Here is a 25,611-nt window from a genome sequence, read left to right as displayed (position 1 = left end):
GGAAAACACTAAGAAATATTTTTTAAATAATTCATGTTATATCTCATGCTTTCAAGGGGAGTTGAAGCATATTCCTCTTGCTCTATAAAAATATGTCTAACTCCTGAAGATTTTTTATTCGCCAGCATAGCTTTAATATCTAAACCGCCCTTGCCAAATTCTGTACTCTCTTTTTTAGAAAGATTCATGTCCTTGAGATGCCATAACGGGAATCTTCCCGGATAGTTTTTAAAATAATCCAATGGATTTTTACCCGCAGTAATAACCCATCCTAAATCTAGTTCCATATGTACTAAATCGGCATCCGTATTTTCTAATAATATATTATAAAGGACCTTGTCTCCGTCAGAATCAAATTCATAATCATGGTTGTGATACCCAAACTTAAGACCTAGGGATTTGCAGGCTTCTCCTGCTTTATTAAAGGCTTCTGCCACCTTTTTGTAATTTTCTACAGTTTGCCCTTTACTGGGCAGAGAAGAACAAATTAGATATTCTTGTCCTGAACGAACGGCTTCATTCATGGTTTTTTCCCATGAGTCATCTAAGTGTACATGCCCGCTTTTTAAATTCATACCCAAATCTTCACATACTTGCTTCATTTTTTCTGGTTGCAGTCCATAATAGTGTCCTTTTTGGCTTCTTGCCGTTTCAATTTCAGTAATACCAAGGCTAGCGATTTGTTTTAAAGTTTCCGCTGGGTTTTTTAGCATTTCTTTGCGAAAAGAGTAAAGTTGCACCCCCATTTTACCTATTAGGGGCGACGCCTTTACCACTGAGGGTAATAGCAAACTGGCTGCACTAAATGCAGAAACCTGGACTATAAAGCTTCTTCGGGAGGTCATAAGAATTGTTTATTGGATGGGATTAGATTGCTTCTAATTTAATCTAAAAATTCCAGACAACGAATAGTCCTGTATTTGTACTTTTGTCAAAAGTCCAGTTTTATGAAAAAAAGGGAAGAAGAATTAGAGGCATTTGATCGCTTATTAACCATCATGGATGAATTAAGAGAACAGTGCCCATGGGATAGAAAGCAGACATTTCAAAGTCTTAGACATCTTACCATTGAAGAAACCTATGAACTGGGAGATGCCATTCTAGATAACGACCTGCAGGAGATTAAAAAAGAGTTAGGAGACCTTCTGCTTCATATTGTTTTCTATGCTAAAATTGGTTCAGAGAGTAATGCCTTCACTATAGCGGATGTTGCCAACACCATATCGGAGAAATTGATAAATAGACACCCGCATATTTATGGTGATGTGGCAGTTAAGGATGAGGAGGAAGTAAAAAGGAATTGGGAGAAGCTAAAACTAAAAGAGGGCAAAGATAGCGTCCTGGAAGGGGTACCTATGAGCTTACCTTCCTTAGTAAAGGCGAATAGAATACAAGATAAAGTTGCTGGTGTTGGCTTTGATTGGGAGGAACCAAGCCAAGTATTCGCGAAAGTAAAAGAAGAATTGGAAGAACTTGAGGAAGAAGTTAAATCGGGAAGCCCGGATGCTATGGAAGCAGAGTTTGGGGATGTACTATTCTCCATGGTTAACTATGCTAGGTTTCTAGATATTAATCCCGAAAATGCTTTAGAAAGAACAAATAAAAAGTTTATAAAGAGGTTTAAATATCTAGAATCTATGGCAAAAAATCAGAATAAAGCCTTGAGAGATATGACCTTGGCGGAAATGGATGTTTTTTGGGAACAGGCAAAACAGCTATAACTACTAAAAACTGAAGAACAAGCTTGTTTGTTCTAAGATACTTACACATTAATAGGGCGAAATCTTATCTTTGAACCTATATAAAACCAAGCCAACTTGTTGCAACAATATACCAGAGAATTCAAGTATAATAGCAAACTAGCTGTTCCTGTAATAATGGGGATGCTTGGACATACCTTTGTTGCTTTTGCGGATAATATTATGGTTGGTCAGCTTGGTACCGCAGAATTAGCCGCTGTGTCGTTGGGAAATAGTTTTGTATTTATTGCGATGTCTTTAGGGATTGGATTTTCGACGGCCATAACACCTTTGGTTGCTGAAGCTGATGGGGCAGGGAATAAGGTCGCTGCAAAAAGTGCACTTAAGCATGGAATAGTATTATGTACCATTATTGGTTTGGGCCTTTTTGGATTAATTCAGATTTCAAAACCATTATTACAACTTATGGACCAACCAACAGACGTGGTTGAACTATCTCTACCCTACTTAGACTTAGTTGCGTTTTCACTAGTTCCCCTTGTAATATTTCAATCTTTTAAGCAATTTTCTGAAGGCTTGTCTCAAACGAAATACCCTATGTATGCTACTATTGTAGCCAATGTGGTAAATATTGTCTTAAACTACCTGCTAATTTTTGGCAGCTTTGGATTTCCTAAACTCGGTATTGTTGGAGCAGCCATAGGAACGCTGATATCTCGCTTTATTATGCTTTTTATATTATGGTATCTCTTAAAGAAAAAGAAGAAGTTTCACGACTATGTTACGGGATTTAATTTAAGGAAGATTGAAAAAACGGTAATTAAAAAAATAGCCAATCTTGGATTTCCATCTGCCTTACAAATGTTCTTCGAGGTAGCAATTTTTACTGCCGCCATATGGTTAAGTGGAGTACTGGGTAAGAACCCCCAGGCAGCAAACCAAATTGCACTTAATTTAAGTAGTATGACTTTTATGTTTGGCATGGGTCTCGGAGTTGTCGGTATGATTCGTGTAGGGAATCAGAAAGGATTGCAAAACTTCAAAGAGTTGAAAAGAATTGCCGAATCTATTTTTCTGCTGACCCTTTTTGTAGAAATAATTTTTGCAGCTTTATTTTTATTAGGAAGGTATTGGTTCCCTACTATTTATTTGGACACCGGAGACTTAGCCAACCAGGCAGATAATATGGAGGTAATAGCACTGGCTGCTGAACTGCTTTTGGTAGCAGCATTTTTCCAAATATCGGATGGGTTACAGGTTGTGATATTAGGGGCTTTAAGGGGACTGCAGGATGTTAGAATACCAACTTTTATTACTTTTATTGCGTATTGGGTTATTGGATTCCCGATAAGTTATTATCTGGGTTTATACACGCCCTTAAAAAGTGTAGGGATTTGGATTGGTCTCTTATCAGGACTAACTGCGTCTGCAATTATGTTGTATATTCGATTTAATTACCTTACCAAACGATATATCAGGACGAGATAAATAAGCATACTACTAAAAAGATACAAGAGATGGCAATTGAGAATTTTCCTAAATTTTTGCTCGGAGACAATACAGATTTTCCAAATGGAATTTACGTAGTGCATACAGAGTATCCCAGGTTTATTATTAATCTTGAGAATGATGAGGTAGAGTGGCTTGAGGACTTTACCAAAGAGGATGAAAAGGAACTTTCTGATGAAGCCGAGAACTTAATTGAAGCAGCCACGCTTTTTTACGACAGAGAAGTTTCCCGATACGAAGATTGAGATGATTGAAGAATTGCTCACATTTGATAAGGATCTTTTTCTGTTTCTCAATGGCCTAGGGAGTAGTAGCTGGGACGGATTTTGGCTCTTCTTAACCAATAAATGGAGTGGCATTCCACTATACCTTGTCTTGGCCTTAGTTAGCTATAGATTTTTAGGAATTAAAAAATTTATAGTGTTTCTATTAATGCTTGCCTTAATGATTTTAGTTACCGATCAACTATCTAATTTTTTTAAATATGGTGTTGGGCGTTTAAGACCTTGTCACGATCCTGAAATTTCAGGAATAATGCGGCTTGTTAAGGACTACTGCGGGGGTCAATATGGTTATTTTTCTGCACATGCTGCTAACTCCTTTGCCGTAGTTACTTATTTTGTTTTGGTAATTGGGTCTTCTCCAAAGTTATTTAGACTCTTTTTAATACTTTGGGCTTTCTTAGTAGCTTATAGCCGTATTTATATAGGCGTACATTATCCTCTGGATATTCTCACGGGGGCCTTAGTTGGACTAACTTTTGGCTGGTTGTTTTCAAGACTATTTTTTCATTCGATTAACAAATGGCGCTTATGATTTCTAAAGCACAATACAAGGTTTTATTTGTTTTGATTAGTGCAGTATACGCTACCGGTATGTTCGTTACCTTGTTTGAGAATGATTCGGCTCAATTTGCAGTTATGGCCATGAGAATGCTGCAAGAGAACGATTTTTTAAGTCTATTTAAAGGCCCGGAAGAGTATTTAGATAAACCTCATCTTCATTATTGGTTAGCGGCTATCTCTTTTAAAATATTTGGATTACATGATTGGGCCTATCGAATCCCTGGGATTATGGCCACCTTTCTCGCTGCTTATAGCTGTTTTGGTTTGGGGAGACTGCTTTACTCTGTGCAGGTTGGAAGACTTGCAGCCTTAATATTTATGACTGCACAAACCATTGTTTTGGCAGCTATAGATGTTAGAACAGATGGGGTATTAACAGGTTTTGTTGCTCTTGCTATTTGGCAACTGGCAAGCTTTCTTGAAAAAGAGAACCTGAAAAATTTGTTAGCTGGTGCTGTAGCCATGGGACTGGCTTTTTCTACCAAAGGTCAGATAGCCGTATTGGTTATTGGTCTGCCCTTGCTATGCCATACCATTTATCGCAACAAATGGAAGGTGTTGGCTAGTTGGAAGATACTACTAGCGGTAGCTGTTTTTTTTCTAACCATAAGCCCTGTCCTGTATGCTTACTACCTGCAGTTTGATCTTCACCCGGAAAAGATAATTCGCGGAAGGGGAAATAGAAGCGGCGTCTTTTTTATATTATGGGAACAGAGTTTTGAGCGTCTAAGCGGAGAGGGAATAGGTAAGAATAGTAGCGATTACTTTTTCTTTTTCCATACCTTTTTATGGGTCTTCCTGCCATGGACTGTTTTAGCAGTTTTGGCTTATATAAGTAGGTCTAGAAAGTTGATTAAGGTAAATTTCAAACAGACAAAGGACCTGGAGGTACTTACTCTAGGTGGTATTACCATGGTTTTCTTAATTATAAGCTTTGCGCAGTTTAAGCTACCTCATTATTTAAATATTACTATCCCACTTTTTGCGGTCTTAACGGCCTCCTATGTTTATGAACTAATACATTCAAAGAATGAAAGACTAAAAAAGGGGATTCTAGGGTTTCAGCAGTTTATTTTTTTATTGGTAATTGTGTTTGCTGTTTTGGTTGTGGTGGTAGTGTTTCCCTTAGCTTCATTCTGGTCTTATACAGCATACCTCATTCTTGGGATACTGTTAGTTTTGTTTATATTCAGAAAAAAGGTTTTTTTTAAAAGACTTGTATATGTTTCAGCCGGAAGTGCTCTATTACTAAATACCGTTTTAAATACTCATTTTTACCCTTCTTTGCTAAAATATCAGGCAGGTTCGGAGATGGCTAGAATTGTTGCAGCAAACAATATTCCTGTAGATAGAATCTATAAAATAGGGGAGCGATACTCCTGGGCATTAGATTTTTATAACCAAAAACCTGTAAAGATTAGCGCTACTGAGAACCTAAAAGTTCAAGGAGATTATTGGGTTTACGCCACCGATGAAGAACTGGCCATTCTGAAAAATGAAGGTCTATTTTGGGAAGAGTCTTATACCGTAAAACAGTTTAGGATTACCCGACTTCAAGCTAAATTTTTAAACCCCGCTTCTAGATTGGAGGTTCTAAATAGGATGCATTTGGTACACCTAAGGTTCTAGTATTTTATTTGGCCACCAAGAGAGAGGGTTTTTTAAAATGGTAAACAATACCCAATAAAGAGACAAAGGCAGTTATAATAAAAAAGAGCATACTGATGCTTATTGAGGCATTTTCCTCTAAACCGAGCCACAGGGCTCCATAATAAAAAACTACCTCTCTGCTACCAATACCTCCAATGGTTAGCGGAAGTACCGAGACTATTGAAGAAACTAAGAATATAAACAAATAGGCGAGAGAATTGGCCGCAATACTGAGACTTTTTAAGATAAAAATCACAGATATTATCTGTGTGCCTTGTACTAAAAAAGAATAGCCTACGGCCTTCCAGAATACCGAGTATACATAAGAGAAATACTTTTTATTAATAAACCAAAAGACTACTAAACTAATTAGTAAAGCAGCGATTAGAACCACTTGAAAATTATCAAAGATTGCTTGCTTCAGGAAAAGACTAAAAAGGCAGGCAAATTGAAATATTAATAGAAGACCTGAAAGTCTGTCTAATAATAAGATAGATACTATTCTCTTGGTTTTTAATTGAAATTCTTTTTTTAAAACATAACCCTTATAGGCATCTCCGCCTATTCCTCCCGGAAGAAATAAGTTATAAAACATACCCAGTAGATAAAGTTTAAAATTACTGCGATGGCTAAGAGGAATATCTAGGGCATGAATAAAAAGGTTAAGCCTTAGTGCAGCAAAAACTTTGGATCCAACAAAAAAGAGAACCGCAAGTATTAAGAAGTACGGATTAGCTGTTTTAATTAACTCAAATACTTCTTTTAGTGCTATTTTGTTAAACACAAAATATAGCAGTATAACACTAAATATAATTTTGAGAAAAGTTATTCCTTTTTTACGCAGATTTTCCACCTATAGTGATTTTTTTAATCCTATATGGCCTTTTGTTCTGGGATTCGTAATAGGTCCTGATTAGCAACTCCATAACAATACCAATAGTGAAAAGTTGGATCCCGGCAAGGATAAACATCATCCCGAAGATCAATAATGGTCTGGTCCCGATGTCTTGTCCAAAGCCTAATTTAACTATAAGGAGGTAAACGTTTATTAAAAGACCTAAAGCCACTAATAGAACGCCTAGGATTCCAAATAAATGAATGGGTCTTTGGAAATACTTCCGAATAAAAAGAAGAAGCATCATATCTGCGACTACCTTAAATACTCTCTCCAAACCATATTTAGAAACACCTGCATTCCTGGCATGGTGTCTTACCGGTACCTGCTTTATTTGTGCCCCCTCTAAGAAGGCTAATAGGGTTATAAAGCGATGCATCTCCCCGTATAAGTTTAACTCTTTTGCTATGTCCTTAGTAAAAACTTTAAGGGCACATCCATTATCCTTAATGTCTAATTTTGTTACTCTGCGAACTAGAAAGTTAGCTATTTTAGAAGGAATTTTTTTGATTAAAGAATCTTTTCTTTTTTGTCTTATTCCGGTAACTACGTCATATTCTCCACTTAGTGCATAGGGTAGCATTTCTGGAATATCTAAGGGATCATTTTGCAGGTCACCATCCATGGTAATAATAAACTCTCCTTCTGCATAGTCTATACCGGCCGCCAATGCCAAACTTTGCCCGTAATTCTTTTTAAGTGCAATAAGACAAACCTTTGGATCTTTCATTGCCTTAATTCGAAATCTGGTTTGATCCGTGGAAAAATCATCTACATAAATGATCTGATAGTTATAACCTTTAAGGCTTTCCCTAATTTTCTCTGTAAGCAGCACTACGTTGTCCTCTTCGTTATAGAGAGGTATTACAATAGATAGTAAAGCGTCGGTAATTGGAGTCATCTAGTTTATTAAAGGTTTGGGCAAATTTATGTTTTTTATTTAAGTTCTTGTTTGTAGTATGCTAAGAGTTCCTCTGCTGCTCTGAAGGGGGAGATTTTATTCTGGGAAACTCTGCTCATATACTGAGCTAGTTCTTCTTTAATAGACGGGCTGAGGTAAAAGTGTTGTTTTAATAGGTCGTCCACCGTTTGTCGAAACCAATATTGGTTTTGTTTTTCTCTATTGGTAGACCAAAAACCATTTTCATGGACTAGTTTAAAATATTCGAGAAACATTACCCATACCTCTTCTATACCCGTTTGGTCTAAAGCAGAACAGGTACTAACCTTAGGAAGCCAGCCATTTTCTTTGGGAGGATATAATTGCAGTGCGCGTTCAAATTCAACTTCTGCCTTTAAAGCTCTTTTTAAGTTATCTCCTTCGGCCTTGTTTATGACAATGGCATCTGCCATTTCCATAATTCCTCTTTTCATTCCTTGTAATTCATCCCCGGCACCGGCCAGTTTCAGCAGAAGGAAAAAATCAACCATACTGTGTACTGCAATTTCACTTTGGCCTACGCCTACGGTTTCAATTAGAATACAGTTATATCCGGCTGCTTCGCACAGAATAATTGATTCTCGTGTTTTTCTCGCTACGCCTCCTAAAGAATCTCCTGAGGGAGAAGGTCTAATAAAAACATTGCTTTCCTTAACCAGTTCTTGCATCCTAGTCTTATCGCCAAGAATACTGCCTTTACTTATACTACTGCTGGGGTCTACTGCGAGTATTGCCACTTTCTTCTTGGCTGCCAGAATAGTCTTGCCAAGAGCTTCAATAAAGGTGCTTTTACCTACGCCAGGAACACCTGTAATACCAATGCGAATACTATTATTTGGAACGGCTAAACAATTTTCAATCAGCTGATTGGCTTTTTTTTGGTCCTCTTCGGCCTTGCTTTCAACAAGCGTTATTGCTCTGGCTAATGCAGATTTTTCTCCCGCAAGAATTTTAGAAGTAAGCTCTTTTACGGAGATCTTTTTTTTGCGATGAGCTCTAACTTTTGCAACACCTTTTTCTCCTGTATTTTTTATATTACCCAAGCTTATTTTGTAATAGGAATCCTAATTTTTGTTTTGTCCCAATCTAAACATAAGTACAAGGCTCCTGTTTCTTCAAAGGAAATAGTAAAACTCTCTACTTCTTCTATTAGTTTTATGGCCGGAAGTTCAATTTGTAAAAGGTCTTCCTCGGGGTTTCTGGTGGTTTCTTTTCCCCCGCTTAGGATGGTTACACCCCAGCCCGGAACTTCCTTATTAAAAATCACCTGCCATTTTTCTTTTCCGGGGATAGTCCATAAAGAATAAGTGCCTGCTGGCAATTCTTGTCCCATGATGTTTACAGAAGAGCCGTTAACTAGTACGGTTGGTTCATTAGCACCTGTACGCCAAACTTTATCATAGGGAACAAGTTCTCCAAAAATAACTCTACCTTTCTTAAAAGGACTGCTATAGGATACCTGGAGATCCATACCGTTTTTATTGTATACTGCGGTTTTTTGTGGACTTATTTTTTTTGTTTCTTCTCTCAAATATGGCATGGCAACGAAGTAAAATAACAGCGCCAAGGCACCTAAAACAATTAAAAACCATTTAAGAAATTTCATAACTAGAACAGATTGATTAGAGACTCTAAGGTACTAAATCGAATATAAATAGAGCTTCATTTTTGTAGGTTTCTCCAGGATGAAGCAGTGACGATGGAAAGTTCTTATTATTTGGAGCATCCGGATAGTTCTGTACTTCAAAACAAACTGCAGGGAAACTGGGGGGGGTATAAATTACCACTGCTGGTTGGTTAGATTTTACCTGCATTCTTATTCCAGAGTTTTTTGAGTAGAAAATGGCCGCTGGTAGCTCTTTTTCTCTGCAGATGAACGGGGTATCTAAGCCTTTCTCTTTTAATGACCTGGTTTCTCTAAAATCGTACACTGTATTTTCAACGCTTAAAATTTTACCGGTTGGCACAGCCCTGGAATCAGTTTCGATATATTTATCACAATTCAGCTTCAAATAGTGCTCCCCTAGGTTCTCCGTTCTATCTAATCGGAAATAGGAGTGGTTGGTAAGATTTACCACCGTGGTTTTATCTGTAACGGCTTGGTGAACAATCTGTAGACTGTTGTTTATAAGTTTGTAGGTTAGGGTTACTTTAAGCGTACCGGGATACCCTTCTTCCATGTCAGCACTGGTATACTCAAGAATAACAAATGGTTCTTGGCCTTTGCCAATACGGGATATTTTCCAGTTTCTTTTTCCAAAGCCTTTTTCCCCTCCATGCAGATGAATTCCATCTTCGCTATGCACTTTGTACTGATTCCCCTTTATAAAAAAACCACCCTTTGTTATCCTTCCGGCAAAACGTCCAACACATGCCCCCAAAAAAATAGTATCCTTTAAATAGTCTTTGGGCTTCTTTAAACCAACTACAATGTTTTCTTTTATTCCTTTTTTATTCATTACCCAAAGCTCTTGTATTATAGCGCCATAGCTTAATACCTTGAGCTCTAAATGAGTATTTTTAATTGTAACTTGTTCCAAGGAGTAAAAATTATTTCCTTAAAAATACTTGTTTTTTGCAACATGCATTTTTTTCACTCGTCCTTAAAATAGCAACAACGAAAAATTACAATTGAAGACTAACCACTTTTTGCAGACAGAACTGGTAGAAAGGTGTAAAGCCAAAGATCGCAGAGCGCAATTAGAACTTTACACTAAATACTGCGAAGGCATGTATTGTGTTGCTTGCAGGTATATTAGAGATCCGGATGATGCAGAGGATGTACTTCAGGATTCATTTATCAAAGCATTTCAAAGAATAGATCAGTTTAAAGGAGAGGTTAGTTTTGGCGCTTGGTTAAAAAAAATAGTAATTAATAAGTGTTTAGATTTTATCAAAGCAAGGAAACAACAATTTGTAGAATTACAAGAAAATACCATGCATATAGTAGAGGATGAAAACTGGACAGTAGATGATAGACTAACTATAGGGGAGATTAAAGAGGCAATGGCTCAATTGTCAGAGAAATATAGATTAGTTGTTCAACTCTATCTTATGGAAGGCTATGATCATAGTGAAATTGCTCAGATTTTGGAATTATCGGAGACGAGTTCCAGAACTAGATTATTAAGAGGTAAAGGGTATTTAAGAGAAATATTGAAAAATAAAAAATATGGCACAGGATCTTAGAGAATTATTTAGAAATGAGCCTGAAGAAAAGAAGGCACTTAGGATAGGGCATGAAGCACGCTTTATGGATCGTCTGGAAAAGGAGATGCCTTCATCTAAAAAGTCGCGCATCTTCTATCTTAGAATTGCGGCCTCTATAGCTATTTTGTTGAGTATTGGAATTTTTACCTTTAATAATCAGACCGGGGAAGTTCCTGAAGAGAAAATTGTCCTGGAAGACAATGAAACACAGCAGAAGACGGGGATTTCATTTGGAGATCTTTCTCCAGACCTAAAAAAGGTAGAAAATTACTATGTAAGTAACATCAATTTAGAATTATCCCGATTGGAGGTCTCCGGAGAAAATAAAGCTTTGGTGGATGATTTTATGCTGAGGCTCTCCGATTTAAACCAAGAGTATAACAATTTAAATAAGGAGTTAAATGAAATAGGTCCCAACGATCAGACCATTGCTGCCTTAATTAAGAATCTACAATTGCGATTGCAGTTATTACATAAATTAAAACAAAAATTAAACGAATTAAAATCATCAAAAAATGAACAAGTTACATCAAGTATTAGTTAAAAAAATTGTTCTGGGACTTTGTTTACTGGGTAGTTTTGCGTACGGCCAGAAACACTCAAAAGAATATAAGGAAACTTTTAACGTAGGAGAAGAAACTGTCGTTGACATTAACACCAGTTATGCCGATATTGAGTTTGATACCTGGAATAAGAACCAGATTGTAGTCGAAGCCATAATTACGTTGGAAGGTGCTACGGAAGAAGAGGCAGAAGCTTATTTTGGAGAGGATGTTATTGAAATTCTTGGCAATAGCAAGGAAATAAAAATAAGAACTTCCGGAGGACGGGAGAACTTTTTTATTAGCCACGACGGACCAATGCCACCTATTCCACCTATAGCCATTGATATTCCGGATATGGAACCTCTATTTCTGGACTTACATATTCCCGATCTACCCGATATTCCAGAAATTATTATGGAGATGCCAATGCCACCTATGCCTCCTATGCACTTTAAAAACTTCGACTATGAAGCCTACCAAAGGGACGGAGAGGCCTATTTAAAGGAGTGGACAAAAGAATTTGAAAAGAGTTTTGACAAAGAATATCAAAAAGAATTAGAAGACTGGGGTAAAGAAATGGAAGCCAGAGTGCAGGAACGAGAAGAAGCTCGTGAAGAAATGATGCGCGAAAGAGAAGAAGCACGTGAAGAAATAATGCGAGAAAGAGAAGATGCTATGCGGGAGAGAGAGGAGATAAGGCGTGAAGCGCAGGAAGCAAGGGAAGAAGCCCAGGAAGCCAGACAGCGGGCAATGGAGGAACAGCGCAAGGCTGTTAAAGAGTACCACAAGTCTAAACACCAAGTCACTATATATAGAGATGGCAAGGAAACTCCCAATGTATTTTATGGTACCTCAGATGGGGAAAAAAGAAACTATAAAATTAAGAAGGTTATTCGTGTAAAAATGCCCAAATCGGCCAAATTAAAAATGAATGTGCGCCATGGAGAGGTTAAACTAGCTGAAAATACAAATAACATAAATGCAACCTTGTCTTATGCAAGGTTGCTGGCTTCTACGATTGATGGAGCCAAAACTAATATTGTGGCTTCCTATTCTCCTGTGGCAGTGCAGTATTGGAATTATGGCGAATTGAGCACTAATTATTCGGATCGTGTAGATCTCAAAGAAGTACAATCCCTAACATTGAATGCAAATTCTTCTGAGGTTACTATTGAAAGACTAACTAAGTCCGCTCTAATTACTAATGATTTTGGGCAACTTCATATTAATGCTATTGATGGAAATTTTCAGGATTTAACCATAAGACTTAAGAATGGCGCCTTAGAATGCAGCCTGCCAGCTAATGATTTTGGGATCGTGGTAAATGGTAATGACTCAACCCTTAAAAAACCTGAAAATTTAAGTTTAAAAAACACAAAACAGGGCGGAGAATTTAGTTTTAAAAACAATAGTTCGTCTACTAAGAAGATTGTGATTGACTCAAAATACAGCGATATCGTGCTAAAAAAATAAACAGCTTAACCCAATTTTAACTTCTCAGCATCTACCCATTATTTAAATACTTTATCAGTTTTCAAATACCTAGTCTGAACCTGGAAGATTGCACTATTATTTTTCTTTCTTATCCCAATATACAATTCTGTCTTCGTGCATAGCATCCAGCCCCATCTGAACACAAATTGCAGCCCTGGCCCCAGTCACCACACTAGATACGGGCATTGAATTGTTTAGAATACTATCCTTAAAATCTATAAGGGCTTGCTTACTGGGATCGGCGTGTTCCACATTAAGGGGAATGCCTTTTCCTTCATCCCAACGTACAGTAGCTCCGGCTACACCATCTACTTCGGTAATTTCTTTTTTATAATCTCCTTCTGGATAGAACCAGGCTTTTACATAGTCTAGAATTATCGTTCCCTTATCACCCATTACCTTTATTTGGTAGTCATCTTTAGCGTTACTGGTAAGGCAGGTGAATGTGGCCTTAACTCCTTCTGGATAATTGTAGATCAGATGAATATTGTCAAAAGTTTCTCTTCCATCTTTCCAATAATCAATACCTCCTATTCCCATTACTTTATCCGGAGTTGCCTGTAATACCCAATTGGTAAAATCTATTTGATGCGAGCAGAGTTCTGCGACCAAACCACCGGAATATTCTTTGTACATTCTCCAATTAATGGCTCTTTCTAAGGAAGGATCCGGAACCGGGCGTCGCCAATTACCATTTCTATTCCATTGGCATTCAATTGCAGTAATCTTGCCTACCTTTCCTTCGTGAATAAGTTTAACTATATGCGTGTACAGTCTGGAACTATGATACTGATGCCCGGTTTGTATAATCTTATTGGATGCGGTGGCTTTCTCCAAAAAAGCGGTTATTCCTTTATAACCCTTGGCAAGGGTTTTTTCTGCATATAAATGTTTATCCGCATCTAGAATGTCTATACCAATATGAGAATGTGTGCTAAAAGGCGTAGCAAGTAGAACAGCGTCTAGGTTTTTATGTTCCAGAAGCTTTCGATAGTCCGCATAACCTTGGGCCTTCCCACCACTATTCGCAATTCCTTTCTCTAATCGAAAAGGCAAGACGTCGCAACAGGCTACTACATTTAAATCAGGGATTTTATTCATTACGGAAATTAGACCACTTCCTCTATCTCCTGTACCAATTACCCCTATATTAATAGATGATTCCAAGCTTTTTCTATATTTTAAAGCTGCGTTAACTGAAGTAGTTGCTCCTATGGCGGAGGCCGCCATTCCTGTTTTTAATACAAAATCTCTTCTTTTCATTGCTTTGATAGATCTATAATTTTGGTTCCCAACCACTTTCGTACTCCCGTTTCCAACCGGCCATAGCCTTCTCATTGTTTAGTACTTTACCCGTAGTAGTATCAATCTTTAAGGTTTCGCCGGCATCTTGTGCCATGTTACCCAGATGGCAAAGCATGGTCGTAATACTTGCGTCGCTTATTGGAGAATTCTGCGGCTCATCTTTTCTAATAGCATTAAAGAAGTTAGCGATATGCATTCCATCCAGATCACCGGCTCCCATAGTATCAATAGTTGCACTGCTGCCACTTTCTAATTCTGTTTTTATAATCTTACCGTCCAGGCCATATAATTTGTAACTTTCTCTACTCAGTTCCATACTACCCTTACTTCCATAGATCGTTGCACCTCTTCCAGGTCTTGCTGGTTTCATCTGCCCACGACTGTGCCCATTCCAGGTTATAAATTTATTTCCTGAAAAAGAATAAGTAACCTGCTGGTTGTCTACAAATTCCCAATCGTCCTGATAGGTGTATTTTCCGCCAAAGGAAGTTACGGTCTCTGGTAAATCTACACCAAGCGCCCATCGGCAAATATCAATTTCGTGGGTACCATTATTATGAATCTCTCCGGTACCCCAGTTACGGAACCAGTGCCAATTATAGGGGTGTACATTATCTTTATAAGCCTTTCTCGGAGCAGGTCCTTGCCAGAGTTCCCAGTCTAAGGTAGAAGGAACATCTATAGGTCTTCCCTCTCCAATACTTCCTCTATTATTAGAATAATAAGCCTCCCCTTTATAAACGTCCCCAATAATACCATTTCTAATATCCTGAATGGCCATGATAGAAGTCTTTGCGGAGCGTTGCTGATTTCCCATTTGTACTTTTTTTCCGTACTTTTTTTGTGCAGCAACTAATAAATCATTTTCCCAGGGATTATGACTACAGGGCTTTTCTACATAAACATGTTTGCCCGCTTGAAGGGCTAGTATTGCCATTGGTGCGTGCCAGTGCTCCGGGGTGGCGATAAAAACCGCATCAACATCTTTGTCCTCTAGCATTTTTCTAAAATCCTTTTCTACTTTAGGTACATAACCAATGGTTTTTTTACTCCATGCATTGTGCTCTTCTATTATTTTGTCATCTACGTCGCAGTTATAAATTATCTTAACATTGGGGCTTTTGTTGATTCCCATGGTCAGCGCTTTTGCCCTGCTTCTTATACCAACTACAGCCACTTGTAACTGATCATTTGAGGAGAAAAGATTGGCATTAGAAATACCTGGAATACTCATAGCGCCTATGGTTATCGCTGCACTGCCAGCTGTGGTTTTTTTGATAAAATTGCGTCTAGTAGTCATTATTTTTAATTTATGATAGGTTTTATTTTAATATTTTTAAAGGAAACCAGATCGCCGTGATCCTGCAGTAAAATATGTCCTTCTTTAGCCTCACCAAAATTGGGCCATACCTTGTATTTGCTCTCGGCGACCAGTTTTTTATACATGGCACTTCCTCTTTCATATTCTAAGACCTTCATTCCATTTAACCAGTGTTCCACATGAGCAGAATCAGAGACTATTCTTGCATGATTCCATTCTCCTATCGGCTTTACGGGTTTGTCTGGATGGGCCATAATAAGGTCGTACAAGGAGGCAATAGTTCTGCTTCCTTCATGATTCCCAAGTTTAGCATCCGGGTGTACAGCATCATCTAAAATTTGGTATTCTAACCCGATGGATGAACCAGGACCTTTATTTATATCTGTATTCACATAGTATTTTATACCACTATTAGCTCCTTTTGTAAGCTTAAAATCGACTTGCAATTCAAAATTTCCAAATACTTCTTTGGTTACTATATCGCCACCTGCAGATGATTCTTCTCCTCCTGAAGCCAAGACCGTAAGCTCGCCATTATTGATAACCCAGCCCTCTTCAGGAAATTCTTCTAAACGCGCGCCTCGCCAGCCTGCTGTACTTGTACCATCCCAAAGCATATGGTATCCGGATTCTTTTTCACTTATGGTTAAAGCATTCTTCGTTATTACAGGTTTTAGATCGCTCTTTTTACTGTATTTGTATAAACTATCCGTTAGTATATTTACGTTTTTCCATTTAATCTCCGTGCCTTCCTTTTTGTCTTTTCCAATGCTATGTACTTGAAGGCCAATAAATCCCTTTGCTGTTTTGTCGTCTATTAAATGTGCGGCAGAAACACCGTTTATCCATGTTTTTAAAGTGTCGCCAATGGCCTCGATTCTATAGTGATTCCAGCTATTTTGTTTAAAAGCTTTTTGCGCTTTAGGATTATCTTCTAAGGTACATAGCCAACCCCTTCTTTGCTCATCGTATATCCCGGCGCTCCATGCGCGTTCGGAAGGATCTATTTCTATTTGATACCCATGGACCGTGCCATTTCTATAGTGTGGGAGGCTATTACTCCTTATTTGTATACCAGAGTTCATCGTAGAGTCTACCATATAATCTAATTCCAAAATAAAATCTCCATAAAGCATATCTGTAGTTAAAAAAGTGTTGGGAGTATTATACACCGTTTTGCCTACGATGATACCGTCCCGAATTTCATATTCGGCAGTTCCTCCCTTTATACTCCATCCGTCAAAAGAGGTTCCATTAAAAATAGATTTCCATGGGGTTAAATCTTTGGGTTGGTTTTCACAGGCTCCGAATACCAGAAGAAGAATAATTGTAAATAGACTGAGGGGCAGGTTGTTTTTTAGGAATTTCATTAGAAGTAGTTCTGTTTTTGTAATCCTTAAATATAGGGATACATTTAGCAAATAAAAAAAGCGACCTTTAAAAGTCGCTTATATTTATTAAAACACACAAACCGTTAATGAGACTCTTCTTTTAAATACTCTGGAAAATTGCTTTTGAATCGTTTAAGACGCGGAATAGATACTTGTCTAATATAAGAGTTGTTTGGATTTTTCCTTTCGTAGTCCTGATGGTAATCCTCAGCATCATAAAATACATCAAAGGCCTTTACCTCTGTCACTATTGGCCTATCATAAACCATCTTATCTTCTAGCGCTTTTTTATAGGATTCAATGATTTTTTGCTCTTCTGCATTTTTGTAAAAGGCAATTGAACGGTATTGCGGACCCCGATCCGGACCTTGTCTGTTTAAACTGGTAGGATCGTGAGATCCAAAGAAGACCTGAACCAATTCTATAAAACTGATTTTTTCAGGATCGTAATAGACCTTTACAGCCTCAGCATGAGTGGTTCTGCCATAACCAACCTGCTCATAAGTTGGGTTTTCTTCTAATCCCCCAGAATAGCCGGAAACTACCTCTTTAACTCCTTTCACGCTTTCAAAAATTGCTTCTACGCACCAGAAACATCCACTGGCGAAATATGCGGTTTCAAAACCTTCCAAATCCTGTTCGGACCATTTTTCTGCCACAGCCATTTCATTGACCGCTTTGTTTTCATTCTTAATTTTTGTCTGACAGCCAAGAGAGGTGACAAAAATTCCTGCAAAGAGGAGTGTAGTGAAAATTTTCATTGCAATTATTTTGCTCAAAATTCATTAATTCTTTTTTTAATCGTGGTTAAAAAGCTGTTAATTATGATTTCTAGTTCTATTTTTGACAGGCTGTAAATTGTATTATCACAATGAAGAACCTAAAGGATTTACTCATACAAACATCTCAGACTCCCATATTTCTTTTAAAGGGTACTGTAGATTTGAAGCACTATGTGTCTATAGATTTATCCACAGTAAATAAGGAATTAAGTCATATAAATATTTCTGACCCCCATCAATGCCAGGCATATATCGAGAAAGTCCTTTCCCGGAAAAATGCTAAAATTGCCTATGGCGGGTACTTAGAAAAACGAAGTTTATACAAGGTGCACAGCGCTTTTAATACTTCGGTTAAAGACGAACGAAATATACACTTGGGAATAGACTTATGGGCAAGGGTAGGAACAGAGGTTCTTAGTCCGATGGATGGGAAGATACACAGTTTTAAGAATAATGCGGTAAAGGGCGATTATGGACCTACCATTATTCTGGAACATAAGAAGAAAGATATTGTCTTTTACAGTTTGTATGGACATTTATCTATTGATTCCTTAAATGATTTGTACGTAGGAAAAGAATTTAAAAAGGGTAATGTTTTAGGCAGATTGGGCGAACCTGCGATTAATGTTAATTACGCCCCGCATTTGCACTTTCAGCTCATTCACCATATTGGTCAAAAAAAGGGAGACTATCCGGGTGTTTGTTCTTCGGCTGAAATACCGTTTTATTCCAATAACTGTCCCAATCCTAATTTACTTTTAAAAATTGATGCTGTAAAAATCGATTAAAAACCGTTTACATCGGTCTATTGTTCTTTGTACTCTTTCCGTTTGTCGATATAATTGTACTTTTCATCGAGCTTTGTGCTAATGACCGAGAATATGTGAATTTTAGGTGCTCCTAATACAAGATGAGCCATTGGGGGGCGTTTTATTGTATAAAACGTCCCCAAATGATGAAAGCAAGTAAAATTTTACCAGTCTTCCTATTAATAGGTTTAATGACTTATGGACAGGAAAAAAAGAAAGAAGTGAAAGTAGAAACGATAAAAATCGGTATTGTTCAAACAGTACAAGAACAAAACACCCTCGTTCGTCTCTACAAACATAAAAACAGCCGGATCAAACAGGCTTTATTGTTTTTGACAAAAAAAGACAGGCCTAAATTAATATAGAAAACCCATTATTATTATTGTAACCGTAGAAAAACCTGGTTGAACATAGGTGTGGGTGCCCATTAGATATTTATGCTAATAGCCCCATGTTAAAAGGATAATAATAAGCAATATAAAAGAGATTCCTAGAGGAATACCTACAATTAAAAGAAAATTTGCCCATGAAGATTTCTTTTTATCCTTAACTAGAATAGCGGCTATCTCCTCCTCATCTAAAGGAAATTTAACCAAGTTGCCATTCTTTTTTTTCAACCCAAAAAACTGCTGCTTTTCAGCTATGATTTTTTTGTAGTGTAAATTATCCCATTATGCGTTACAATTTTGGTTTTTAAACTGGAATTGGCGGCCTCCTCTAAGCTAACAGGAACTGGTTGGTATATCTGACAGCCTGGAATGGTAACCAGGAGCGACAAAATAAAAAATACTGTTTTATTTGTCCCCATTAATTTCATTATAAGAATGAGGTATTAATACTTTTTTCAACAACATTATTTCCAATCAGAAAAGTAAAAACAAGAGAGGGTATCAAAATAATACCAATAGTTAACCAGGTCGATGCGGTTTTATCTTTTATTAGTATTTTTTCAATAAATTCATGTTCCAGAGGGTATTTTACAATATTGCCATTCTTCCTATCTAGACCAAAATAGTTTTGATTTTCGAAAACAATTTTTTTGTAGACAGACTTTTCTTGTGTTTTTGATATTATTTTAACAGGAAGTTGGGCTTGTAAAGCCTCTTCTAAATTAACAGAAGTTTTATGATAAACCTGACAACTTTGCAATAACAAAAGCACTACTAAGAGGGTGCACAAGTATTGCCTGTATTTATTTTTAATTTTCATTTCCAGTATGGTTAGTACCACTAAATAGGGTATGTTTTCTATTTTTCCTACTATAAGCGCCTAGTTGTTCCAATTAATACATCCTTCAGTCCCACAATTTAATACATCCTTCCGTCCCACAATACAATGCTGCGAGTAGAATAAGGAAAATAGGAAAGCCGAGTGCTAATCCCACAGTAGCCCAGGTGGACTTTTTTTTGTTTTGTAGTCTTAGGGTTTCAATATTTTGTTGCCGTAACGGAAATTTAACCCAATTCCCATTTTTCTTCTTGAGGCCGAAATATTCCTGATTCTCGAATACAATCTTTTTATATTTAATTTTCGCAACATCTACCGTACTAATTTTTGCACGTAGTTCTGTTTTCGAGGCCTCTTCAAGGCTTACAGACCCTTTGTCATATACCTGACAACTTTGTAAAAGAATTAAGAAGGTTAGAAAAAAAAGGGATAGCTTCTTAGAGAATAAATTTAGATTCATATTAGCGTTATATTATCCTATGGCATAGCCAGTGGTGAAAAATACTTAATTATTAGCCAGATATATAGTTCAATGGGCATCATCTATTTCTTCTTTAGCCAATGGCACAGCTAAGATTGTAGAAGGGACCATAACTACCGCTAGAGTTAAGAGAGTTGATTTCTGTTTATCCTTAGTCCGAATCTTTTCTATATTGTCGGGATTTAAGGCATAGCGTATTACATTTCCGTTTTTCATATCCAAACCTTGGTAAACTTCTTCTTCAAATTCAATTTTTTTAGACGTTTGTATTTTAACCATAGACATGTATACTTTGGTCATTAATTCTGATTGGAATGTTTCATCCAGGGTAACCGGAGTTTTATTCTAGGTTATGTAGCTCTGCAAAAGCATAAAAAGACCAAGGACTGTAGATAATTTCCAATTAATCTCTACCGTAAAAAACATTTATAGACCCTTTTTACTTTTACTTAAGCCGGGTACCTGCTTTCCTGTCTTGCAAGAATTCTCTTAAAAATAAAGAAAAAGAAGCTGAAAAAAAATTATTTCGCCTGTCGAAGACCAGCGCAACTATTTAATATTTAATGGGTTGCAGGCTATTTTGTTAGGCCATCATATACTTTTCTGCTAATAGGCAGCCCACGTAAAAAGTAGCAACAAGCAGCCAAACTATCTGTGGCAGTAACAAAAGATACTGCTTAAACGCGAGTTTTTTTAGTTTAAGTATATAATGAGAAGTAGCCCATAAGGTTAATAAATTACCAGCAAAACCAACTTCTATCTGATTAAACAGAAAGGTGTAAACTGGGTATAACCAAACCAAGACCAATAAGAAGACACCAAACTTAAAAACAGGATGTTCCTTACTCTCCAAGGCGTATAACTGGTATAGTATCCAGAACATTATAAGCGAGAGGATTATCCAGACAGTGGCAGCTATTTGGTCTATCCAGAATAAAGCGTCTATAGTATTTTCGATGTTCATGGCGTATCGGATGTTGTATTATTAATAGTCGGTATTTAAAACTGGGGCCAATACCTTCCACACATTGCCAGCCACAATTTTATGTCCCTCTGCTGTGGGATGAATACCATCTTCCAGATTTAGACTAGAGATACCAGCTACCCCGTCTAGCAGAAATGGAATTAATACAGCTTCATTTTTTTGGGTTATTTCCGGGAAAATCTTCCTGAATTCTTCGGTGTATTCCTGACCCATGTTCGGGGGGATTTGCATTCCTGCAAGAATTATTCTCGTATCAGGGTTTTGTTCTTTAACGGCATCTAGTATGTCTTGCAGGTTTTGTCTGGTTTCAGACAAAGGAATACCCCTTAAGCCATCATTAGCTCCTAATTCCAGTACAAAAACATCCGCTTCTTGATTTAAGACCCATCCTAGGCGGTTCTTACCACTGGCCGTAGTTTCACCACTTAATCCGGCATTTATTACACTGTAGTTTAAATTCAGTGAATCTAGATATTGTTGTATTAAGGCAGGAAAGGCTTCTTCTGTACTAAGTCCGTAGCCTGCCGTTAAACTATCACCAAAAAAGACAATTACTTTCTCCTGTGTAACTTTTTCTTCGGCTACCTCCTCCTTTTCCGTTGTGGAAGACCCTTTTTCTTTTGAACTGTTCGTTTCTCCACACCCCAATAATAAGAGCAGGTAAAAAAAATAACGAAACTTTAAGATTGTGCGCGTCATAATTTGGTCAATAAGTCAAAATCATTTCCTTATTTTGTTGGGCTTAAATAAATATACCCTTGCCCATGCCAAAGATATTAAACGTTGATGAACTAGCGAAGACTTACCAAAGCGGATCTAAAAAACTTAAGGTGTTGGATGGGATTTCTTTCGCAATAGAAGCCGGAGATACTTTTTCAATAGTCGGGCCTTCAGGTAGTGGGAAAACTACCCTTCTTGGGCTTTGTGCAGGCTTAGATACTGCCGATACAGGTAAGGTTGAATTATGTGGATCCGATATCGGCAATCTAAATGAAGATGAAAGAGCCCTTCTTCGAAATCGGGAAGTGGGTTTTATATTTCAGGACTTTCAATTACTACCCACCTTGACAGCATTAGAAAATGTAAGTGTTCCCTTAGAATTACAAGGGGATGCATCTGCCAAAGAGAGAAGCATTGGATTGCTAAAAAAAGTGGGATTAGAAGAAAGACTAGACCACTATCCTTCACAACTTTCTGGCGGAGAACAACAGAGAGTAGCTCTGGCTAGAGCCTTTAGTAATAAGCCAAGCATTCTTTTTGCGGATGAGCCTACGGGAAATCTGGATGAAGAAACGGGAGAAAAAGTAATTAAACTCCTGTTTGAGCTCAATAAAGAAGCCGGAACAACCTTGGTAATAGTTACACACGATTTGGAATTGGCACAAAGAACACAGCATATTCTTCGTCTTAAGGGAGGTAAGATTATTGCGAATGAAAAGGTGATTTTAACCTAAAGATATGAACAAAGAAAAAGCTGGAATTAAGTGGCTGTTCAAAATGGCCTGGCGAGATGGTAGGGCCAGCGGGGGAAGACTAATACTTTTTATGGCCTCCATTATCTTGGGAATTGCGGCCCTTGTTTCTATACAGTCTTTTAGTGATAATCTAACAGATAATATAGGTATTCAGTCTAAGGCCTTGATGGGTGCCGATTTTATTATAGATACCAAACAGCTGCCTAATGAACGTGTAAAGGAGATCATGGATTCTTTAGGAGGGTTTAAGGCCAAGGAACTTAATTTTGCTTCCATGGCTTCTTTTCCTAAAAATGGCAATACCAAACTAGTTCGAATTAGGGGAATAGAAGGCGACTTTCCTCTGTATGGAACCTTGGAAACAGAACCTTCTGAAGCTGCGAACGAATATTTACAGGAAAAAGGTGCCTTGGTAGACGCAACTGTGATGCTGCAGTTTGAATTACAAGTTGGGGACCAGATAAAAATTGGTGATAAACTTTTCCCAATTATGGGAACTTTGGTCTCTGCACCAGGCAATAGTGCCTTTGCGAGTTCGGTAGCTCCGCCAGTTATTATTCCCTATTCTTCTGTAGAAGAAACCGGATTAATACAGATTGGTAGTAGACTAGACTACAATTATTATTTTAAAATATCCGATACTACAGATCTCGATGTTTTAGACAAGACGATTGATCCAATTCTAGATAATGAAAAGGCAGATATGGATACACATCTGTCTGGAAGCAGACGGATGGGACGCTCTTATGCCAACGTGGGCAAGTTTTTGAACTTGGTTGCTTTTATAGCGCTCCTATTAGGTTGTGTAGGAATAGCCAGTTCTATCCAAATTTATATCAGGGAAAAGTTAAAGGCCATAGCAGTTCTTAAGTGTTTGGGGGCTTCCAGAAAGCAAACCTTCAGTATTTTTTTAATACAGATTGTTGGTATGGGTTTCTTGGGAGGCCTCGCTGGAACATTGGCAGGAGTTTTGTTGCAACTGAGTTTTCCGACTGTATTAAAAGGATTTTTGCCTTTTGAAATTGAAGTTTCCTTGGCGGTACAGCCTATTGTCATGGGGCTGCTTCTTGGAATTTTTATGTCGGTTCTTTTTGCATTACTTCCCTTATTAAATACCTGGTATGTTTCTCCTTTGCAAGTCTTGCGAATAGACGAGTCAAAGAAAAGAAAAGGGTATAAGGAGAGGATTGTTGTTCTTACTTTAATTGTCCTTAGCGTATTTCTGTTTTCCCTTTGGTTATTAGATAATACAAAATTTGCGCTGGGATTTGTACTGGGCGTTGCAATTACCTTTGCGATTCTCGTGGGAATTGCAAGTTTATTGATGCACCTTATTAGAAAGTATTTTCCTAAAAAATGGAGTTTTACAAGTCGGCAAAGTTTATTAAACCTTTTTCGTCCAAACAATCAGACCGTAATTTTATTAGTCGCTATTGGCGTCGGTGCTTTTTTAATCAGTAACCTTTATTTTACCAAAGATATGTTATTGGCAATGACCCAACTAGAAAGTAGTTCGGACAGTCCAAATATTATCCTTTTAGACATACAAAGTGAACAAAAAGAAGAAGTTCGTAATAATATTACCCCGCAAGGTCTATCGGTAATCGATGATATTCCAATCGTAACCATGCGTATTCAGACCCTAAAGGGAAGAGCTGTGAATGAACTTAGAAATGATACGGTTACTACCATGAACAAGTGGGTTTTAAATCATGAGTTTAGGGTAACGTACCGAGATTCCCTTATTTCTTCTGAAGTTCTTACCGAGGGAGACTGGGTGGGAAACTATGACAATGTTGGTCCAATTCCCATTTCGGTTGCCGACAATATTGCCAGAGACGCGCAGCTTAAGGTAGGAGATACGATTGTTTTTAATGTTCAAGGAGTATTGATGGAAACTCAGGTATCTAGCTTTAGGGAAGTAGATTGGGCCAGAATGCAGCCTAATTTTTCCATAGTTTTTCCAACGGCCGTACTAGAAAAAGCTCCCCAGTTCCATGTAATGACCACCAATGCACCTGATGTAAGCGCATCTGCTAGTTTACAAAAGAGCTTGGTACAAAAGTTTCCAAATATTTCCGTCTTGGATTTGCGACAAATCGTAAGTTTAATAGAAGAAGTGCTAACAAAAATTTCCTGGGTTATTAATTTTATGGCATTCTTTAGCATACTTACTGGGATAATTGTACTTATAGGAGCAGTTAGAACCAGCAAATACCAGCGCATAAAAGAGAGTGTTTTGCTCAGGACGTTAGGGGCTAAGGGCAATCAAATACTTCAAATTACAGCTCTGGAGTATTTTTATTTAGGCGCTCTTGGCAGTGGTATAGGTATATTGTTATCCTTAATTAGCAGCCAAATGCTGGCGAATTTTATTTTTAAAACTCCCTTTGTGCCTTCATGGATTCCTTTTGCAGTGCTGATGCCCGGTATAACCTTAATTGTTTTGCTCATAGGCCTTTCCAATAGCCGATCCGTTTTATTAAGCCCACCTCTTGAAGTGTTAAGAAAAGAAGGAGACTAGGGTCGAATACACTGCTTTTACTTTTAAATAATAGACCTTCGTCTCTTTTTTGCGATAGATTATTGCGGTAAAAGGCAAATAAAATCGATATGTGGTAAAGAGAAATAAATCTGTTTATCGAAGATATAAGACCCCTAATCGATATTCGCGTGAAGTACCCGATTAATTGCGCTCTACAACGATTATTTCTACCCCAATTTTACATTCTATCGTTATTTTAATGTACCCAATCTTAACATAATGAAAACCTTATTACCCTTTGTATTATTAGTTTGTATGAGTTTATCGGCTCAGGCTCAAAAATCATTCTCCTATGAAAAAGTTAAATCTTTTGAAATGGATGTTGTTTTGCTTCCTGGCATTACTGATGTTCCAACTTTCACAAAAGTTAAGGAGTCCAAAGAAGATTCCTATGCGAGATTATACAAATTCAAAAATGCAAGAATAAAAAAAGCCTTGTCTTTTACTACAGCCAAGGACAGACCCAAATTAACATAAATACCTACTTATGATCTTATTTGTA

At 37.5% G+C, this 25,611-nt stretch carries 28 protein-coding genes; 13 read left to right on the top strand and 15 right to left on the bottom strand.

Features of this window, described 5'->3' with window-relative positions; translation table 11 throughout:
* Window positions 1-8 precede the first annotated feature (8 nt).
* Window positions 9-845, bottom strand: a complete 837-nt coding sequence (locus PXG98_RS11995) for a sugar phosphate isomerase/epimerase family protein (protein WP_276391396.1) — start codon at window positions 843-845, stop codon at window positions 9-11.
* 102 nt (window positions 846-947) lie between these two features.
* On the opposite strand from PXG98_RS11995, the gene mazG reads away from it, so the two are divergent.
* The 5 genes from mazG (at window position 948) to PXG98_RS11970 (ending at window position 5,683) form a co-directional block, all read left to right on the top strand.
* Window positions 948-1,721 (top strand): nucleoside triphosphate pyrophosphohydrolase, encoded by a 774-nt coding sequence (mazG, locus tag PXG98_RS11990; RefSeq protein WP_276391394.1) that lies wholly within the window; start codon window positions 948-950, stop codon window positions 1,719-1,721.
* Window positions 1,722-1,817: 96 nt separating this feature from the next.
* Window positions 1,818-3,188 (top strand): MATE family efflux transporter, encoded by a 1,371-nt coding sequence (locus PXG98_RS11985; RefSeq protein ID WP_276391392.1) that lies wholly within the window; start codon window positions 1,818-1,820, stop codon window positions 3,186-3,188.
* A gap of 29 nt (window positions 3,189-3,217) precedes the next feature.
* A complete protein-coding gene (locus PXG98_RS11980; RefSeq protein ID WP_276391390.1) occupies window positions 3,218-3,454 on the top strand; it encodes a hypothetical protein in 237 nt (78 codons plus the stop codon).
* 1 nt (window position 3,455) lies between these two features.
* Window positions 3,456-4,025, top strand: coding sequence for a phosphatase PAP2 family protein (locus tag PXG98_RS11975; protein WP_276391389.1), 570 nt, complete (start codon window positions 3,456-3,458; stop codon window positions 4,023-4,025).
* Window positions 4,022-5,683: an ArnT family glycosyltransferase gene (locus PXG98_RS11970; protein ID WP_276391388.1), complete on the top strand. Its 1,662-nt coding sequence runs from the start codon at window positions 4,022-4,024 to the stop codon at window positions 5,681-5,683. The genes PXG98_RS11975 and PXG98_RS11970 overlap by 4 nt, the downstream gene beginning before the upstream one ends.
* 4 nt (window positions 5,684-5,687) lie before the next feature.
* Here the strand turns inward: PXG98_RS11970 and PXG98_RS11965 are convergent, their stop codons facing one another.
* Genes PXG98_RS11965 through PXG98_RS11945 form a run of 5 tightly spaced genes read right to left on the bottom strand, consistent with a single transcriptional unit; the run spans window position 5,688 to window position 10,079 of the window.
* On the bottom strand, window positions 5,688-6,557 hold the full coding sequence (locus PXG98_RS11965) for a lysylphosphatidylglycerol synthase transmembrane domain-containing protein (protein WP_276391387.1): 870 nt from the start codon (window positions 6,555-6,557) through the stop codon (window positions 5,688-5,690).
* Entirely contained in the window at window positions 6,541-7,500 is a 960-nt protein-coding gene (locus PXG98_RS11960; RefSeq protein WP_276391385.1) for a glycosyltransferase family 2 protein, read from the bottom strand. Before PXG98_RS11960 ends, PXG98_RS11965 begins: the two co-directional genes overlap by 17 nt.
* 35 nt (window positions 7,501-7,535) lie before the next feature.
* Complete coding sequence (meaB, locus tag PXG98_RS11955; RefSeq protein WP_276391384.1) at window positions 7,536-8,582, bottom strand: methylmalonyl Co-A mutase-associated GTPase MeaB; 1,047 nt, start codon at window positions 8,580-8,582, stop codon at window positions 7,536-7,538.
* 2 nt (window positions 8,583-8,584) lie between these two features.
* Window positions 8,585-9,145 carry a DUF2911 domain-containing protein gene (locus PXG98_RS11950; protein ID WP_276391383.1) on the bottom strand — a complete coding sequence of 187 codons (561 nt, stop codon included), beginning with the start codon at window positions 9,143-9,145 and terminating at the stop codon, window positions 8,585-8,587.
* Between the two features lie 25 nt (window positions 9,146-9,170).
* Window positions 9,171-10,079, bottom strand: a complete 909-nt coding sequence (locus tag PXG98_RS11945; RefSeq protein ID WP_276391382.1) for an aldose epimerase family protein — start codon at window positions 10,077-10,079, stop codon at window positions 9,171-9,173.
* A 109-nt stretch (window positions 10,080-10,188) separates the two neighbouring features.
* On the opposite strand from PXG98_RS11945, the gene PXG98_RS11940 reads away from it, so the two are divergent.
* The 3 genes from PXG98_RS11940 to PXG98_RS11930 are packed head-to-tail and all read left to right on the top strand — an operon-like array spanning window position 10,189 to window position 12,767.
* Window positions 10,189-10,728: an RNA polymerase sigma factor gene (locus tag PXG98_RS11940; protein WP_276391381.1), complete on the top strand. Its 540-nt coding sequence runs from the start codon at window positions 10,189-10,191 to the stop codon at window positions 10,726-10,728.
* Window positions 10,712-11,293, top strand: a complete 582-nt coding sequence (locus PXG98_RS11935) for a hypothetical protein (RefSeq protein ID WP_276391380.1) — start codon at window positions 10,712-10,714, stop codon at window positions 11,291-11,293. The genes PXG98_RS11940 and PXG98_RS11935 overlap by 17 nt, the downstream gene beginning before the upstream one ends.
* Window positions 11,265-12,767, top strand: coding sequence for a DUF4097 family beta strand repeat-containing protein (locus PXG98_RS11930; protein ID WP_276391379.1), 1,503 nt, complete (start codon window positions 11,265-11,267; stop codon window positions 12,765-12,767). The genes PXG98_RS11935 and PXG98_RS11930 overlap by 29 nt, the downstream gene beginning before the upstream one ends.
* Window positions 12,768-12,863: 96 nt before the next feature.
* Here PXG98_RS11930 and PXG98_RS11925 read toward each other — a convergent pair whose 3' ends face one another.
* From PXG98_RS11925 to msrA, 4 genes are all read right to left on the bottom strand, one after another.
* The gene (locus PXG98_RS11925) at window positions 12,864-14,051 is read right to left on the bottom strand and encodes a Gfo/Idh/MocA family protein (protein WP_276391377.1); all 1,188 of its coding nucleotides are present in this window, start codon (window positions 14,049-14,051) and stop codon (window positions 12,864-12,866) included.
* Window positions 14,052-14,064: 13 nt separating this feature from the next.
* The gene (locus PXG98_RS11920; protein WP_276391375.1) at window positions 14,065-15,393 is read right to left on the bottom strand and encodes a Gfo/Idh/MocA family protein; all 1,329 of its coding nucleotides are present in this window, start codon (window positions 15,391-15,393) and stop codon (window positions 14,065-14,067) included.
* Window positions 15,394-15,398: 5 nt separating this feature from the next.
* Complete coding sequence (locus tag PXG98_RS11915) at window positions 15,399-16,784, bottom strand: 3-keto-disaccharide hydrolase (RefSeq protein ID WP_276391373.1); 1,386 nt, start codon at window positions 16,782-16,784, stop codon at window positions 15,399-15,401.
* 104 nt (window positions 16,785-16,888) lie between these two features.
* Complete coding sequence (msrA, locus tag PXG98_RS11910) at window positions 16,889-17,566, bottom strand: peptide-methionine (S)-S-oxide reductase MsrA (RefSeq protein WP_276391371.1); 678 nt, start codon at window positions 17,564-17,566, stop codon at window positions 16,889-16,891.
* A gap of 110 nt (window positions 17,567-17,676) precedes the next feature.
* Here msrA and PXG98_RS11905 point away from each other — a divergent pair, with 110 nt between their 5' ends.
* Both PXG98_RS11905 and PXG98_RS11900 read left to right on the top strand, forming a co-directional pair.
* Window positions 17,677-18,375, top strand: coding sequence for a peptidoglycan DD-metalloendopeptidase family protein (locus PXG98_RS11905; protein ID WP_276391369.1), 699 nt, complete (start codon window positions 17,677-17,679; stop codon window positions 18,373-18,375).
* Window positions 18,376-18,539: 164 nt separating this feature from the next.
* Entirely contained in the window at window positions 18,540-18,761 is a 222-nt protein-coding gene (locus PXG98_RS11900; protein WP_276391366.1) for a hypothetical protein, read from the top strand.
* 451 nt (window positions 18,762-19,212) lie between these two features.
* Here PXG98_RS11900 and PXG98_RS11895 read toward each other — a convergent pair whose 3' ends face one another.
* From PXG98_RS11895 to PXG98_RS11875, 5 genes are all read right to left on the bottom strand, one after another.
* Window positions 19,213-19,605, bottom strand: a complete 393-nt coding sequence (locus PXG98_RS11895) for a hypothetical protein (RefSeq protein WP_276391365.1) — start codon at window positions 19,603-19,605, stop codon at window positions 19,213-19,215.
* A gap of 85 nt (window positions 19,606-19,690) precedes the next feature.
* Window positions 19,691-20,083, bottom strand: a complete 393-nt coding sequence (locus PXG98_RS11890; protein ID WP_276391363.1) for a hypothetical protein — start codon at window positions 20,081-20,083, stop codon at window positions 19,691-19,693.
* 69 nt (window positions 20,084-20,152) lie between these two features.
* Entirely contained in the window at window positions 20,153-20,404 is a 252-nt protein-coding gene (locus PXG98_RS11885; RefSeq protein WP_276391362.1) for a hypothetical protein, read from the bottom strand.
* Between the two features lie 283 nt (window positions 20,405-20,687).
* Window positions 20,688-21,068 carry a hypothetical protein gene (locus PXG98_RS11880; protein WP_276391361.1) on the bottom strand — a complete coding sequence of 127 codons (381 nt, stop codon included), beginning with the start codon at window positions 21,066-21,068 and terminating at the stop codon, window positions 20,688-20,690.
* Window positions 21,069-21,089: 21 nt separating this feature from the next.
* A complete protein-coding gene (locus tag PXG98_RS11875; protein WP_276391360.1) occupies window positions 21,090-21,788 on the bottom strand; it encodes an arylesterase in 699 nt (232 codons plus the stop codon).
* Window positions 21,789-21,853: 65 nt separating this feature from the next.
* On the opposite strand from PXG98_RS11875, the gene PXG98_RS11870 reads away from it, so the two are divergent.
* From PXG98_RS11870 to PXG98_RS11860, 3 genes are all read left to right on the top strand, one after another.
* Window positions 21,854-22,543, top strand: coding sequence for an ABC transporter ATP-binding protein (locus tag PXG98_RS11870; protein WP_276391359.1), 690 nt, complete (start codon window positions 21,854-21,856; stop codon window positions 22,541-22,543).
* Between the two features lie 4 nt (window positions 22,544-22,547).
* Window positions 22,548-25,088 (top strand): ABC transporter permease, encoded by a 2,541-nt coding sequence (locus PXG98_RS11865; RefSeq protein WP_276391357.1) that lies wholly within the window; start codon window positions 22,548-22,550, stop codon window positions 25,086-25,088.
* A gap of 240 nt (window positions 25,089-25,328) precedes the next feature.
* Complete coding sequence (locus tag PXG98_RS11860) at window positions 25,329-25,586, top strand: hypothetical protein (RefSeq protein WP_276391355.1); 258 nt, start codon at window positions 25,329-25,331, stop codon at window positions 25,584-25,586.
* Window positions 25,587-25,611 lie beyond the last annotated feature (25 nt).

This window comes from Eudoraea chungangensis, from assembly GCF_029360665.1.
GTDB lineage: Bacteria > Bacteroidota > Bacteroidia > Flavobacteriales > Flavobacteriaceae > Eudoraea > Eudoraea chungangensis.
This window is presented reverse-complemented; position numbering and strand designations above follow the sequence as displayed.